We start from the raw sequence: 15,731 nt of genomic DNA on the forward strand, positions 1-15,731 counted from the left end.
CACCGCCCGCAGGCGGTGGAGGGGATTGTGTAAAGTCCTGTAGCTTGCTGGACGTCGAGTTTTAACCTGTATACCCTACGCGAATAGCACTAAAATTCGACTAATGGAATATCGGCAACATAAGGTTCGGCAAGCACATGGGTACGCAGGAAAGTCACATCAGGGAATTGCTGGTCTGGATTGAAGACAACCTGACCAATCCGCTGTCGTTGGATATCGTTTCCGCCAAGTCAGGCTATACGAAATGGTACCTGCAGCGCATGTTCAAGAAGCAGACCGGATTATCGTTAGCTTCCTACATTCGCGCTCGCCGCCTCTACATCGCCGCCTTCGCCTTGCGTTTCACGCAGAAGAGCATCCTCGATATTTCGGTCGAGTATCAATTCGATAACCAGCAGACGTTCTCGCGCTGTTTCAAGAAACATTTCGCCGAATCGCCCAGCGTGTATCGTCATGCCCGCAAACAGGACTTCAGCAATCTGGTGCGTTCGCTGGCGGCCAGCCAGCCCGGCGATATTCAGGTCGAACGCGTCAGCATCGCCAGAGGGCAATACGCCTTTCACGGTAAACAGTACGCTTATCACCTGGATATCGAAAAGTTGGACAAGTCGCATCTGCCGCAGCGCAGCGCGCTGCGGGCGCAGTTCTACACCTTGTTGGGCGAGCGTCCGGCGCAGACCTATTCGTTTACCCAACTGGTGCCGGACGGCGAGCGGGTCAGGGTCGACTATACCCTGGGCGTGACGGCGGACTATCCGCTGCGTGAAGGCGTGGCGCTGGAGCCGCTGCCGGAGGTCCACGGCGAGTTTTGCCGTTTTCGCTATTCCGGCAAGCCGGTGGCGCTCAATGATCACATCATTCAAATCTACACGCAGGTGCTGCCCGAAATGGGGTTGGCCCGCGGCGACGGGCCGGACATGACGGTGTTCAGCTATTCGCTGAGCGGGAAAGAGGAGCTGCACCTGGAGCTGCAGCATCTGGTGCCGGTGGTGCCGCTGCACTGATCCCGTCGGCGGCCGGCAGCCGGTTTTTTTGCTGCACGATCGCCGCCATCACCGCCAGGGCGATTTCCGCCGGGGTTTTGCTGCCGAGCGGCAGGCCGATCGGCGCGTGAATGCGTTCCAGATCCTGCGGCGTGAACTCGGCGATCTGCTGCAACCGCTGGCGCCGGCGCGCGCTGTTTCTGAGCGAGCCCATGGCGCCGATATAAAACGCCGGGGTGTGGATCGCTTCCATCAGCGTCAGATCGTCCATACGCGGATCGTGGGTCAGCGCCACGACGGCGGTATTGGCGTGGCAGCCCCCCTCTTCGATGAACTTGGCCGGAAACTGGCGCAGCAGCGTCACGCCGGGCTTCAGCTCGGCGGCGAAGTTGTCCAGCGCCTCCGGGCGGTTCTCGCACACCAGCACCTCAAACCCCAGCGCCACGGCGAAATCGGCGCAGTACAGCGCCACGCTGGACAGCCCGGCGATCAGCAGGCGCGGCGCGGCCGCGATGTGCAGGGTAATCTGCTCGAGCCGGCGTTCGACCTGAGTGGCGCTGGTGAAGTGGCTTTGCTCGAGGCTGTGGCAGGCGTGGGGCAGCGTCAGGCGTTTGAGCAACGCGTGATGCCCTTCCAGCGCGCCGGCGATGCGCTGCAGGTAAGCGACGCTGGCTTCTCCCGCCGGCAGATACTCGATCAGCACGTCCAGCACGCCGCCGCACGGCAGCGCTACATTGGGCGTCATGCCGCCTTCGCCGTAACGAATCACCTGGCTGGCCGCCTGATACTCCCCGGCGGCCACGCGCCGCAGAAAGTCCTCCTCCACGCATCCGCCCGACAATGAGCCGCTGTAGCGGCCGTCGCGGGTCGCCGCCATCAACGCGCCCGGCGAGCGCGGCGAAGAGCCATAGGTGCTGAGCACGGTGCATAACCAAACCGGCTGTTGTTGCAGCCAGCTTATCGCCTGGCTGACCACGGTGACATCAAGATGTTGCATAGGTGAATTTACTCGCTGGCCGGGAGTTGCGATGGAAGATCAATATCCCGCACGACGCCGGGGTGCTCAAGCGGCAGCAGGTGGACTGCCGCGCCTTGCAGCAGTTCACGCGCGCCATTATCGCCGCGCAGTTGGCAAAGTGGTTTGCGCAATAGAGCGGAAAAGCCGACCGGGTGACCGGGCTGTTGCGCATAACAGGGGCGCACGATCGGGTGCTGCCGTAAGGCATCCGCCACCTGTCGGAAAACGTCGGCGCCGACGAATGGCATATCGGCCAGGTGGATCAGCCAGCCCTGCCAGTGCGGCGTGGCCGCAACGCCCGCGGCGATCGAGTCGCCGAGGCCCGCGCTGGCGAGCAGGGTGACCGGCACTTGGTTGGCGGCGCAGGCTGCCAGTACCGGCAGATTATCCGGCCGGGTCACCACCTGTACCGGCAGGCCGGAGGCCAGCGCCTGGCGCAGGGTGTGTTCGAACAGCGAACGCCGCTCGCCCGCCGCATCGGCAAACCCGGCGTTCAATTTGTTGCCCTGGCCGCCGGCCTGAATAAAGCGCTCTCCGCGTCCGGCGGCGGTAATGACAATGCCCGTGGTCATGGTTGAAGTCCGCGTTTGCGCAAATTATTTATTAGCCTACAAACTACCTGTGTTTTGTAAATGTTTTTTTGTTGAAAACAGCCTGTTAATCATCACATAATTTTAGTTATAAGCATATGCTTATGACGTCTACGGCAAGGTCGTCAGCGTTTGCGCAACAACACCGCGAACAAAAACCAATTACAAGAAAGACGTGAAGGACTTATTTATGAGCAATTTCAACCCGTCGCGGCGCCGCTTTATCAAAAGCGCCGTGATTGCGGGGGTCTCCGTGTACCTCGCCCCCTTGTACAGCCGCGCCTACGCCGCGCTGTTCGAGCAAAAAATCCTCCAGTCACCCAACTGGGATCCGCAGGCCAAGCGCGTCCGTTTCCGTATCGACGGCCGCGCCAAGGTCATGGGGCAGAAGGTGTTCGCACGCGATATCCGCGCGGTGGACATGCCGCACTGGCCGCAGAAACAGGCGCACGCCTTCATTCTGCGCGTGACCAAAGCCGACCGGCTGTTCGAGGGGGTCGATCTGTCGCTGCTGGGGGACGATCTGCAGCCCGATCGCCTGGTGACGGCGGAAGATCTGGCGCGCGATGGCCTGGCCTTTCCGGCGTTCTACGGTGACGACATGCTGCTGCCGAACGGCAAAACCCCTGCCTATCTCGGCCAGGCGGTGGCGATCCTGATCTATCACGACTTCGCCCGTTTCCGCTTCGCCAAGGACAAGCTGAAATTCCGTGAGGAAACTATCAAATACGGCGCGGTCACCGGCCCGCTGGAGCGCGATCCCTGGGGCAGTTTCCGTTACGTGCGGGTGGGAGGAGAACAGCCGTTCGACGACGATCGCTTCTCCAGCCTGAAGGATACGCCGATCTTCCCGGTATCGATGAAAAAACACCTGCCGGTGTGGCCGGAAGGGCGCGAGGGCGGCAAGCTGGATCAGGAAGGCATGCGCTATGCGGGCCTGATCGCCGACGAGTTGGCGAATCCGCCGGCCGACTGGCTGGTGATGTCGCGCCGCTACACCACGCAGTCGATCGACACCTCGGCGCTGGAGCCGGACAACGCCAACGGCTGGTTCGACGCGCAGACGCAAACCCTGCATCTGGTGGTGCCGACGCAGTCGCCGCAGGAAGTGGCCGACGAGATGCCGCGCATGCTGGCCAAGCGCAACCCGCCGGTGAAACAGCTGATCCTGCACCCGTGCTACACCGTGGGCTACGGCTCGAAAGATCACTACAACTTCCCGTATTACGGCGCGGTGGCGGCAATGTATGGCGACGGCCACCCGGTGCGCCTGGCCAATGATCGCTTCGAACAGTTCCAGACGGCGCTGAAGCGCCATGCGTTCGACATGAACTACCGCATCGCGGTGAATAAGCAGACCGGCGTCATGCAGTCGTTCCTCGGTGACATGACCGCGGACGGCGGCGGCCGCAGCAACTTCACCCCTTCGGTGGTGATGGTCGGCGCGACCGCCGCCCAGTCGATTTACTACTTCCCGAAAAGCGATCTGTCGTCGGTCGGGCTGGCCTCACGCGCCATCGACGCCGGTTCGGCGCGCGGTTACGGCACGCTACAGAGCATGGCCGCCACCGAGATGATGGTGGATGAGCTGGCCGCCGAGCTGAAGATCGACCCGATCGAGTTTCGCCTGCGCAACGTGCTGAAATCCGGCATGAAAAACACCCAGGGGGCGATCCCGGCCGGTGCGATCCGCGCCGATGAAGTGCTGGAGAAGGCGGCGAAGCACGAGATGTGGCTCAAGCGCGCCGAACGCAAGGCCGAGTTTGAGAGCCGCCATCCCGGCAAGCGCTATGGCGTCGGCTTCGGTTGCGTGCAGAAAGACTTCGGCACCGGGGCGGAAACCTCGTTCGCCCGGGTGGAGCTGAGCGAAGACGGCCGCATCACGCTGCATCATAGCGGCGCGGAGATGGGCACCGGCATGTCGACCTCGCAGTCGGTATTGTGCGCGCAGTGGCTGGGCAAACCGGCCGACGAAGCCCACTTCTCGGTCACCGACTGGTCGGTATTGCCGATGGTCACCAGCGGCGATCCTTACCTGATGTCGCAGGAAGAGCAGGACAAGCTGCAAACCAACCCTAACTGGACGCCGAGCTACTGTTCGCCGTCGAGCGCCAGCAACTCGGCCTATTACTTCTCGCACAGCACCCGCGAAGCGGCGCGCCTGATCTTCGATCACGGCCTGTGGCCGGCGGCGATGGCGCTGTGGCAGGCCGGTATCGGCGGCGGCCAGGCAGCGCCGCTGGTGGTGCGGCGCGAAGATGCGCGTTGGGTCGAAGGCGGCCTGACGGCGGCGGGCATGTCGGTGCTGAGCCTCGAACTGCTGGCCAAGACGGCTTATCAGATGGGCGGCGTCACCGGCGCGGCGGTGCACGTGTTCAACCGCTGGCAGTGGGCGGAGGCCGATTTCACGTTGAACGGCAAAAGCGAACGCCTGCCTATCGACGGCATGGCGCTGCGCAACGCCAACGGCGAATTCAAGCCGCTGGCGCGCGGGCAGGTCTACTACCCGCCGACCCAGCGCAACAATGCGGCGGTGACCTACTACAGCGCCGTCGGCACGCTGGCGGAAGTGGCGGTGGATATCGCCACCGGCCAGGTGGAGTTGCTGAATCACCACTCGATCATGGAGTGCGGCAACCTGATCGTGCCGGAACTGGTTTCCGGCCAGCTGCAGGGCGGGCTGGCGATGGGCATCGGCCATGCGCTGCACGAATATTTACCGCTGTACGAAGACGGCCCGGGCAACGGCACCTGGAACTTCAACCGTTACCACCTGCCGCGCGCCAGCGACGTGGCGGTGTGGAAACAGAGCGGCGATATCCTGCCGGCGCTGTCGGAAACCGATCAGCCGAAAGGCATGGCGGAAGTGGTGATGATCCCGATCGTGGCCGCACTGGTCAACGCCATTGCCGACGCCACCGGCCACCGTTTCCGTGATTTGCCCGTTCGTGCAGAAAATATTCGTGAGGTATTACAATGAGCATTAAAACCCAGCCGATTTCCCTGACCATCAACGAGAAACAGTACGGCCCGATCGAGGTGCCGGAAGGCTTGATGATGATCGATTTCCTGCACGAGTATCTCGATTTGACCGGTTCGCGCCTCGGTTGCGGGCAGGGCATTTGCCACGCCTGCGTGGCGATTGTCGATCACCCGAGCGGCACCAGCGAAGAGGTGCGCACCTGCATCACCGGCGCGCATTTCTTCAACGGCAAGAAAGTGCGCACCGTCGAAGGCCACGCCAGGGTGGACGAACAGGGGGAGGTGGTTGAGCTGTCGCCGATCCAGCAGGCGTTTCTGGAGCACTACAGCTTCCAGTGCGGCTACTGCACGCCGGGCTTCGTCAACGCCGCCACCATTTTCGTGGAAAAGCTCAAGCGTGAGCCGATCGCCCGCGATCAGCTGGAGAACGCCATCGAGCAGGCGCTGGACAGCCACATCTGCCGCTGCACCGGCTACGTGCGCTACTACGAAGCGGTGCGCGACGTGGTGCTGAAAACGCCGGGCCTGCTGAAGGAGACGGCGCAATGAAAAAACGTCTCGCAGTGTTGATTGTGCTGGTGGCGATCGTGGTGATTGCGCTGTTGTGGTGGCGGGAAAACCGCCGTTACGACGGCCCGGTGCAGCAGGTGACCGCCAGCGCCGAACAGATCGCCCGCGGCCGCTATCTGGCGCAGGCCGCCGACTGCGCCGCCTGCCATACCGCCAGCGGTGGGGCGCCGTTGGCCGGCGGCTATCCGCTGGACACGCCGTTCGGCACGATTTACGGCAGCAACCTGACGCCGTCGGCCGACCACGGCATCGGGCGCTGGAGCAAGGACGACTTCTTCCTGGCGCTGACGCAGGGCGTGGCGCCGGGCGGGCGGCACCTGTACCCGGCGATGCCTTACACCTCGTACAAGGGCATTTCGCGCCAGGACGCCGACGACATCTACGCTTACCTGATGACGCGCCCGGCGGTGGACGTGGCCATTCCGGCCAACGAGATGCCGTTCCCGTTCAACCAGCGCATGGCGCTGATCGGCTGGAATCTGCTGTTCCGCAGCCAGGATCCGCTGCCGGCCAGCTCGCAGGGCAGCTCGCCGCAATGGCAGCGCGGCCGCTATCTGGCCGATGTGCTGGGCCACTGTGGCGAATGCCACACGCCGCGCGGCGCGCTGGGGCAGATGGATCTCGGCAAACCGATGCAGGGCGGCGATCTCGGCCGCTTCATGGCGCCGGACATTACGCCGCACGGTCTGGCGCAGCGCGGCTGGACGCCGCAGGACGTCAGCCGCTTCCTCAGCACCGGCCTTGCGCCGCAGGGTTCCGCCTTCAGCGAGATGCACATGGTGGTGGATCTCAGCACCCGTTATTTGACGCCGGAAGATCATCAGGCGCTGGCGCTGTATCTGATGGGCGAGCAGCCGCCGGCGGCGGTGCCGGTGAAAATGGGGCAGGGCAGCGATGCCGGGCGTATGGTCTATCTGGATCAGTGCGCCGGCTGCCATGCGCGTGAAGGCGAGGGCAAACCGCACGTCGCACCGGCGATGCGCGATAACGCCACGCTGCGCCAGGCGGACGGCAAGAACCTGATCGTGTCGGTGCTGGACGGCCTGCCGGCCCAGCAGTTCCCGAACGGTGAAAGCATGCAGAGCATGCCGGGCTTCGGCGAGCGTCTGAGCGATGCCGACGTGGCGGAACTGGTAAACTACCTGCGGGTGACCTGGGGCGGTTTGCCGGCGAACGTCACCGCCGAGCAGGTGAAAGCGCTGCGCAAGTAAGCGGCGTTCAGGCGAAAAAAATGGCCCGCAGATGCGGGCCATTTTATTGTAAGCCTTAAACCACCTCCTAAGGAGGTGGTGATTGAACCTGTGAGGCTCTAGCCTGAAGGAAACCCATGCCGGAATATTCCAGCTTACTCACCACAAGTAAGAAGGAAATCACCAACATGGGTTTATACAGGAGTTCATCACATGTGTTCTGGCGTTGCAAATACCACCTGGTTTGGACGCCAAAGTATCGATTTAAAATCCTCCGCGACAAGGTGGGCAAAGAGCTCTACCGAACAATTTATATCCTCTGCAACATGAAGGACTGTGAAGTTCTTGAGCTAAATATTCAGCCAGATCATGTGCATCTGGTCGTGATAGTCCCCCCGAAGCTATCGATTTCGACGTTGATGGGCGTCCTGAAAGGACGCAGTGCAATCCGGCTTTACAATCGTTTCCCACATATACGAAAGAAGTTGTGGGGCAATCATTTTTGGGCAAGGGGATACTTTGTCGATACGGTAGGGGTAAACGAAGAAATTATCAGGCGATACGTGAAGTATCAGGATAAGAAGGACCAAGAGATCGAACAGCAGATGGAGCTGTTGCAGGATTAACTCGAAAATGGCCCCCTTTTAGGGGGCGTCGTGTAAAGCCACCTCCTCAGGAGGTGGTCTTTTACTGCGCGGTCACGGGATTCAACGGCTGGTGACGCCGTCGACGCGTTGGCTGCGCTGTTTGATGGCGTAACCGACGGCCAGGATCGCCACCCATACCGGGATCAGCAGCACCGAGATTTGAATGCCCGGCGTCAGGTACATGATCACCAGGATGCCGGCCATGAACAACAGGCACAGGTAGTTGCTGAACGGGTACCAGAACGCTTTGAACTTCGGCACTACGCCTTCGCGGTTTTTGGCGGCGCGGAATTTCAGGTGCGCCAGGCTGATCATCGCCCAGTTGATCACCAGCGCCGACACCACCAGCGCCATCAGCAGTTCGAAGGCGCGGCCCGGGATCAGGTAGTTAATCAGCACGCACAGCGCGGTGGCAAGGGCGGAGATGCCGATGGCCACCACCGGCACGCCGCGGCCATCGACCTTCAGCAGGCTTTTCGGTCCGTTGCCCTGCTGCGCCAGGCCGTACAGCATGCGGCTGTTGCAGTAGACGCAGCTGTTGTAGACCGACAGCGCGGCGGTGAGCACCACGATGTTCAGCACGGTCGCTACCAGGTTGCTGTTCAGCGCGTGGAAGATCAGCACGAACGGGCTGCCGCCTTCGACCACTTTGCCCCACGGGTACAGCGACAGCAGAATGGCCAGTGAACCGATATAGAAGATCAGGATGCGGTAGATCACCTGATTGGTGGCTTTCGGAATGCTTTTTTGCGGGTTGTCGGCTTCGGCGGCGGTGATGCCGACCAGCTCGAGGCCGCCGAAGGAAAACATGATCACCGCCATCGCCATCACCAGGCCCATGACGCCGTTCGGGAAGAACCCGCCCTGCGCCCACAGGTTGGTGACGGTGGCTTCCGGGCCGCCCATGCCGCTGAACAGCAGGTAGGCGCCGAACACGATCATGCCGATAATCGCCACCACTTTGATGATGGCGAACCAGAACTCCATCTCGCCGTAAACTTTGACGTTGGCCAGGTTGATGGCGTTGATCGCCAGGAAGAATACCGCGGCGGAAACCCAGGTGGGGATCTCCGGCCACCAGTACTGCACGTAGATGCCGACCGCGGTCAGCTCCGCCATCGCCACCAGGACATACAGCACCCAGTAGTTCCAGCCGGAGGCGAAGCCGGCGAAGTTGCCCCAGTATTTGTAGGCGAAGTGGCTGAAGGAACCGGCGACCGGCTCTTCCACCACCATTTCTCCCAACTGGCGCATGATCAGAAACGCGATGAAGCCGCCGATGGCGTAGCCGAGGAGCACTGACGGGCCGGCCATTTTTATTGTTTGAGCGATACCGAGAAATAACCCGGTGCCGATTGCGCCACCTAAGGCGATGAGCTGAATATGGCGGTTTTTCAGGCCGCGCTTCAGCTGGTCACCATGCTGTTGACCATCCATCAATCTAACCCTCTGTCGTTGTGAATGCCCACCTGCCTGTAAAGCAGTGGTTACGATGTGTGTTTTGTTTTATTTACGGCGTTATAGCTATTAATTCCACGGCGCCGCTACCGTTTGGCAGAGAATAATGTTATGCGCGTCGGTTTGCACCTGCTTTGTCGTGTGAGTGATTAAGATTGCAGCAGTTTAGGAAACAAAATGCGGGTTGTGTGACGGCAGGGGGGATTCAGTGCATGAAATAAGCAACAAATCACATAATGCGCAAAAATAACGTAGATCTGAACGGTGGGCTGCGTTCAAATAATGAACGAACCGCCGTTGCGCTGCTCGCCAAATAGCCATTCATTAAAGCGTAATAACCATGCAATAAAACTCGGGCAAAAAGTTTGCACTCTGCCTTGCGTAAGGTTTGGTTAAAGTTAAATCCCCAACCCGCCGCGTAAATGGTAATACCATCACGGCGTTACCGGTTTGCAGCGGGGTTTTCAGCGGGGTGTTAAAATGTGCGGGTAACCTGATTTCGATCAAGGCCCGTATGGACAGGAGGTGAATACTTTGTTACTTTACCGTCACGTTTTTGAAATTGGTATTACCAATTGACTCCGCGCCATTCGCAGAGAAGAATTCACTCATGGCCTACAGCAAAATCCGCCAACCCAAGTTGTCAGATGTTATCGAGCAACAGCTCGAATACCTGATCCTCGAGGGGACACTGCGCCCAGGCGAAAAACTGCCTCCGGAGCGCGAGCTGGCGAAACAATTTGATGTCTCCCGTCCTTCTCTGAGAGAGGCCATTCAGCGCCTTGAAGCGAAAGGGCTGCTCCTGCGCCGTCAGGGCGGCGGCACCTTCGTGCAAACTAATCTGTGGCAGAGCTTCAGCGATCCGCTGGCCGAGCTGCTGGCCGACCATCCCGAATCACAGTTCGATCTGCTGGAAACCCGTCACGCGCTGGAAGGCATTGCCGCCTATTACGCGGCGCTGCGCGGCACCGATGAAGATCTGGCGCGCATCCGCGACTGCCACATCGTGATTCAACAGGCTCAAGACAGCGGCGATCTCGACGCCGAAGCCGATGCGGTCATGCAGTATCAAATCGCCGTGACCGAAGCCGCTCACAACGTTGTGTTACTTCACCTGCTACGCTGCATGGGGCCGATGCTGGAACAGAACGTGCGTCAGAACTTTGAATTGCTCTACTCGCGCCGTGAGATGTTGGCAAAAGTGAGCAGCCACCGCGCCGGAATTTTTGAGGCGATTGTGGCACGCGAGCCGGAAAAGGCCCGTGAAGCCTCGCATCGCCACTTGGCGTTTATCGAGGAAATCTTGCTGGATCTCAGCCGGGAGCATACTCGGCGCGAGAGATCGCTGCGGCGTCTCCAGCAACGCAAGGATTAAGAGCTGTCCTCTTCAGGGTACACCAGCCTGCGGGGGTTAAGTTCGAGGTACTTAGTTAAGTACTTAAGCGGCAACTAAACTGATGGGCCTGTCTTCGTGTGTTTTTTCACAGAGCACAGGAAGACAGGCTCCAAACAAACCATTAGACAGATAAGGAATACCACCATGTCAGAACGTTTAAACAATGACGTGGATCCGATCGAAACCCGCGACTGGCTGCAGGCGATCGAATCGGTCATCCGTGAAGAGGGTGTTGAGCGAGCTCAGTTTCTGATTGATCAGGTATTGGGAGAAGCCCGCAAAGGCGGCGTTAACGTTGCGGCCGGTGCTGCAGCGCACAACTACGTCAACACCATCGCGGTAGAAGACGAACCGGCTTACCCAGGCAACCTGGATCTGGAACGCCGCATTCGCTCTGCGATCCGTTGGAACGCGATCATGACCGTTCTGCGCGCATCCAAGAAAGACCTGGAGCTGGGCGGCCACATGGCTTCCTTCCAGTCTTCCGCGACCTTCTATGAAGTCTGCTTTAACCACTTCTTCCGCGCACGCAACGAGAAAGACGGCGGCGACCTGGTCTACTTCCAGGGCCACATCTCTCCGGGCGTTTACGCGCGCGCCTTCCTTGAAGGCCGCCTGACCGAAGAACAGATGAACAACTTCCGTCAGGAAGTGCACGGCAACGGCCTGTCCTCTTACCCGCATCCTAAGCTGATGCCGGAATTCTGGCAGTTCCCGACCGTATCCATGGGCCTGGGCCCAATCAGCGCCATCTATCAGGCGAAGTTCCTGAAATACCTGGAACACCGCGGCCTGAAAGACACCTCTGAGCAGACCGTTTACGCCTTCCTGGGCGACGGCGAGATGGATGAGCCGGAATCCAAAGGCGCCATCACCATCGCCACCCGCGAGAAGCTGGACAACCTGGTGTTCGTCATCAACTGCAACCTGCAGCGCCTGGACGGCCCGGTCACCGGTAACGGCAAGATCATCAACGAACTGGAAGGCATCTTCTCCGGCGCAGGCTGGCAGGTGCTGAAAGTGATCTGGGGCGGCCGTTGGGACGAGCTGCTGCGCAAAGACACCAGCGGTAAACTGGTTCAGCTGATGAACGAGACCCTGGACGGCGACTACCAGACCTTCAAATCCAAAGACGGCGCTTACGTGCGCGAGCACTTCTTCGGCCGTTACCCGGAAACCGCGGCGCTGGTCAAAGACATGACCGACGACGAAATCTGGGCGCTGAACCGTGGTGGTCACGATCCGAAGAAAATCTTCGCTGCACTGAAAAAAGCGCAGGACACCAAAGGCAAACCGACCGTTATCCTGGCCCACACCATCAAAGGTTACGGCATGGGTGAAACCGCGGAAGGTAAAAACATCGCTCACCAGGTGAAGAAAATGAACATGGAAGGGGTTCACCACTTCCGCGATCGTTTCAACGTGCCGGTTGCCGATGCTGACATCGAAAAACTGCCGTACATCACCTTCGAGAAAGATTCCGAAGAGTACAAATACCTGCACGAACGTCGCCAGGCGCTGAAAGGCTACGTGCCTACCCGTCTGCCGGAGTTCACCCAGAAGCTGGAAATGCCGGCGCTGGAAGATTTCAGCTCGCTGCTGGAAGAGCAGAACAAAGAGATCTCCACCACTATCGCCTTCGTGCGTGCCCTGAACGTGATGCTGAAGAACAAGTCGATCAAAGATCGTCTGGTGCCAATCATCGCCGACGAAGCGCGTACCTTCGGTATGGAAGGTCTGTTCCGTCAGATCGGTATCTACAGCCCGAACGGCCAGCAGTACACCCCGCAGGACCGTGAGCAGGTTGCTTACTACAAAGAAGACGAGAAAGGCCAAATCCTGCAGGAAGGCATCAACGAACTGGGCGCAGCCTCTTCCTGGCTGGCCGCAGCGACCTCCTACAGCACCAACGATCTGCCGATGATTCCGTTCTACATCTACTACTCGATGTTCGGTTTCCAACGTATCGGCGACCTGTGCTGGGCAGCGGGCGACCAACAGGCGCGCGGCTTCCTGATCGGCGGGACCTCGGGCCGTACTACCCTGAACGGCGAAGGTCTGCAGCACGAAGATGGCCACAGCCACATTCAGTCTCTGACCATCCCTAACTGCATCTCTTACGATCCGGCTTACGCGTACGAAGTGGCGGTGATCATGCACGACGGTCTGGTGCGCATGTATGGCGACAACCCGGAAAACGTGTACTACTACCTGACCACGCTGAACGAAAACTACCATATGCCTGCGATGCCGCAGGGTGCGGAAGAAGGTATCCGCAAGGGTATCTACAAGCTGGAAACGCTGGAAGGCAGCAAAGGCAAGGTACAGCTGCTGGGCTCCGGCGCCATCCTGCGCCACGTGCGCGAAGCTGCGCAGATCCTGGCGAAGGACTACGGCGTGGGTTCCGACACCTACAGCGTGACCTCGTTCACCGAACTGGCGCGCGACGGCCAGGATTGCGAGCGCTGGAACATGCTGCACCCAACCGAAGCGCCACGCGTGCCTTACATCGCTCAGGTGATGAACGACGCGCCGGCGGTAGCCTCTACCGACTACATGAAACTGTTCGCCGAACAGGTTCGTACTTATGTGCCGGCCAGCGATTATCGCGTACTGGGCACCGACGGCTTCGGTCGTTCGGACAGCCGCGAAAACCTGCGTCACCACTTCGAAGTCGATGCATCCTACGTGGTGGTTGCTGCTCTGGGTGAACTGGCTAAACGCGGTGAGATCGAAGCTTCTGTGGTTGCTGACGCAATCAAGAAATTCGACATCAACCCGGAAAAAGTTAACCCGCGTCTGGCCTAAGAGGTACTGAATAATGTCTATCGAAATCAACGTACCGGACATCGGTGCAGATGAAGTCGAAATCACCGAGATTCTGGTGAAGGTCGGCGATAAAGTTGAAGCGGAACAATCGCTGATCACCGTGGAAGGCGACAAGGCTTCCATGGAAGTGCCCTCCCCGCAGGCGGGCGTGGTGAAAGAGATCAAAGTGGCGGTCGGCGATAAAACCGAAACCGGCAAACTGATCATGATCTTCGAAGCGGCAGGCGCAGCGGAAGCTGCTCCGGCGGCGAAAGCGGAAGAAAAACCGGCAGCAGCAGCTGCTGCTCCGGCTGCCGCTGCTGCCAAAGACGTTGCTGTGCCGGACATTGGCGCCGACGAAGTCGAAGTGACCGAGATCCTGGTGAAAGTGGGCGACAAGGTGGAAGCCGAGCAGTCCCTGATCACCGTGGAAGGCGACAAGGCTTCCATGGAAGTCCCTGCGCCGTTCGCGGGCACCGTGAAAGAGATCAAGATCGCGACCGGCGACAAAGTGAAAACCGGCTCCCTGATCATGGTGTTCGAAGTGGCTGGCGCCGCTTCCGCTGCTGCTCCGGCTGCGGCGCAAGCACCGGCTGCCGCTGCAGCGCCTGCGGCCTCTGCGGCCAAAGACGTCGCCGTGCCGGACATCGGCGGTGACGAAGTCGAAGTGACCGAAGTGATGGTCAAGGTAGGCGACAAGGTTGCCGCCGAGCAGTCTCTGATCACCGTGGAAGGCGACAAGGCCTCTATGGAAGTGCCAGCGCCGTTCGCGGGCACCGTGAAAGAGATCAAGATCGCGACCGGCGACAAAGTGAAAACCGGCTCCCTGATCATGGTGTTCGAAGTGGAAGGCGCTGCGCCTGCCGCTGCCGCCGCGCCAGCCGCTAAAGCGGACGCTGCGCCGGCGCCGGCCGCCGCGAAAGCCGCCGCTCCGGCTGCGAAAGCTGAAGACAAAGGCGAGTTCGCCGAGAACGCGGCCTACGTGCACGCGACTCCGGTCATTCGTCGTCTGGCGCGTGAATTCGGCGTTAACCTGGCGAAAGTGAAAGGTACCGGTCGTAAAGGCCGCATCCTGCGCGAAGACGTTCAGGCTTACGTGAAAGACGCGGTGAAACGCGCTGAAGCGGCTCCGGCTGCTGCCGGCGGCGGTCTGCCGGGCATGCTGCCATGGCCGAAAGTGGACTTCAGCAAGTTCGGCGAGATCGAAGAAGTCGAAATGGGCCGCATCCAGAAGATCTCTGGCGCGAACCTGAGCCGCAACTGGGTGATGATCCCGCACGTGACTCACTTCGACAAAACTGATATCACCGATCTGGAAGCGTTCCGCAAGCAGCAGAACGAAGAAGCGGCCAAGCGCAAGCTGGACGTGAAGTTCACGCCTGTCGTGTTCATCATGAAAGCCGTTGCTGCCGCTCTGGAGCAGATGCCGCGCTTCAACAGCTCGCTGTCCGAAGATGGCCAGAAGCTGACGCTGAAGAAATACATCAACATCGGCGTGGCGGTAGATACCCCGAACGGCCTGGTGGTTCCGGTGTTCAAGGACGTGAACAAGAAGAGCATCACCGAGCTGTCTCGCGAGCTGATGACCATCTCCAAGAAAGCGCGCGACGGCAAGCTGACCGCGGGCGAGATGCAGGGCGGCTGCTTCACCATCTCCAGCCTGGGCGGTATCGGGACGACTCACTTCGCGCCGATCGTCAATGCGCCGGAAGTGGCTATCCTGGGCGTCTCCAAGTCTGCGATGGAGCCGGTCTGGAACGGTAAAGAGTTCATGCCGCGCCTGATGATGCCGATGTCGCTGTCCTTCGACCACCGCGTTATCGACGGTGCCGATGGTGCGCGCTTCATCACCATCATCAACAACATGTTGTCCGACATTCGCCGTCTGGTGATGTAATGCAAAAGGGGCGCAGCATGCTGCGCCCCTGACGATTCTGTAGCAGTTTTGTCGGATTTTGCATAACTCGACAAAATTGTTGAGACACGGGTCACTCGAACACGCTTTGCAGATTATTAACAATTCTGTAAACTGCTCGCGGTGTAAGCGTCCCGGTGGATGAAGGGCGTTATGAGATCGATTAGCAATAAA

Annotated in this window: 11 protein-coding genes; 8 read left to right on the plus strand and 3 right to left on the minus strand. The window is 59.9% G+C overall.

The window, feature by feature from the left end; genetic code table 11:
- Positions 1-137: 137 nt before the first annotated feature.
- Positions 138-1,004 carry a helix-turn-helix domain-containing protein gene (locus tag JL05_RS07985; protein WP_033632099.1) on the plus strand — a complete coding sequence of 289 codons (867 nt, stop codon included), beginning with the start codon at positions 138-140 and terminating at the stop codon, positions 1,002-1,004.
- Here JL05_RS07985 and JL05_RS07990 read toward each other — a convergent pair.
- Both JL05_RS07990 and JL05_RS07995 read right to left on the minus strand, forming a co-directional pair.
- A complete protein-coding gene (locus JL05_RS07990; protein ID WP_033632100.1) occupies positions 928-1,980 on the minus strand; it encodes an XdhC family protein in 1,053 nt (350 codons plus the stop codon). The genes JL05_RS07985 and JL05_RS07990 overlap by 77 nt on opposite strands.
- An 8-nt stretch (positions 1,981-1,988) precedes the next feature.
- Entirely contained in the window at positions 1,989-2,573 is a 585-nt protein-coding gene (locus JL05_RS07995; RefSeq protein ID WP_033632101.1) for a nucleotidyltransferase family protein, read from the minus strand.
- Positions 2,574-2,781: 208 nt separating this feature from the next.
- On the opposite strand from JL05_RS07995, the gene JL05_RS08000 reads away from it, so the two are divergent.
- The 4 genes from JL05_RS08000 (at position 2,782) to tnpA (ending at position 7,959) form a co-directional block, all read left to right on the plus strand.
- A complete protein-coding gene (locus JL05_RS08000; RefSeq protein WP_033632102.1) occupies positions 2,782-5,571 on the plus strand; it encodes a xanthine dehydrogenase family protein molybdopterin-binding subunit in 2,790 nt (929 codons plus the stop codon).
- On the plus strand, positions 5,568-6,122 hold the full coding sequence (locus JL05_RS08005) for a (2Fe-2S)-binding protein (protein WP_015379038.1): 555 nt from the start codon (positions 5,568-5,570) through the stop codon (positions 6,120-6,122). Before JL05_RS08000 ends, JL05_RS08005 begins: the two co-directional genes overlap by 4 nt.
- Positions 6,119-7,354 carry a cytochrome c gene (locus JL05_RS08010; protein ID WP_033632103.1) on the plus strand — a complete coding sequence of 412 codons (1,236 nt, stop codon included), beginning with the start codon at positions 6,119-6,121 and terminating at the stop codon, positions 7,352-7,354. Before JL05_RS08005 ends, JL05_RS08010 begins: the two co-directional genes overlap by 4 nt.
- 167 nt (positions 7,355-7,521) lie before the next feature.
- Positions 7,522-7,959 carry an IS200/IS605 family transposase gene (gene tnpA / locus JL05_RS08015; RefSeq protein ID WP_033633558.1) on the plus strand — a complete coding sequence of 146 codons (438 nt, stop codon included), beginning with the start codon at positions 7,522-7,524 and terminating at the stop codon, positions 7,957-7,959.
- Positions 7,960-8,040: 81 nt separating this feature from the next.
- Here the strand turns inward: tnpA and JL05_RS08020 are convergent, their stop codons facing one another.
- Positions 8,041-9,417: an amino acid permease gene (locus JL05_RS08020; protein WP_004937488.1), complete on the minus strand. Its 1,377-nt coding sequence runs from the start codon at positions 9,415-9,417 to the stop codon at positions 8,041-8,043.
- 631 nt (positions 9,418-10,048) lie between these two features.
- Here JL05_RS08020 and pdhR point away from each other — a divergent pair.
- The 3 genes from pdhR to aceF all read left to right on the plus strand — a co-directional run bounded on the left by pdhR (position 10,049) and on the right by aceF (position 15,539).
- Positions 10,049-10,813, plus strand: a complete 765-nt coding sequence (pdhR, locus tag JL05_RS08025) for a pyruvate dehydrogenase complex transcriptional repressor PdhR (protein WP_004937490.1) — start codon at positions 10,049-10,051, stop codon at positions 10,811-10,813.
- A gap of 165 nt (positions 10,814-10,978) precedes the next feature.
- Positions 10,979-13,642, plus strand: coding sequence for a pyruvate dehydrogenase (acetyl-transferring), homodimeric type (gene aceE, locus JL05_RS08030; RefSeq protein ID WP_033632104.1), 2,664 nt, complete (start codon positions 10,979-10,981; stop codon positions 13,640-13,642).
- A gap of 13 nt (positions 13,643-13,655) precedes the next feature.
- Positions 13,656-15,539 (plus strand): pyruvate dehydrogenase complex dihydrolipoyllysine-residue acetyltransferase, encoded by a 1,884-nt coding sequence (aceF, locus tag JL05_RS08035; protein ID WP_033632105.1) that lies wholly within the window; start codon positions 13,656-13,658, stop codon positions 15,537-15,539.
- The last annotated feature ends 192 nt before the right edge of the window (positions 15,540-15,731 follow it).

This window comes from Serratia nematodiphila DZ0503SBS1 (genome assembly GCF_000738675.1).
Taxonomy (GTDB): domain Bacteria; phylum Pseudomonadota; class Gammaproteobacteria; order Enterobacterales; family Enterobacteriaceae; genus Serratia; species Serratia nematodiphila.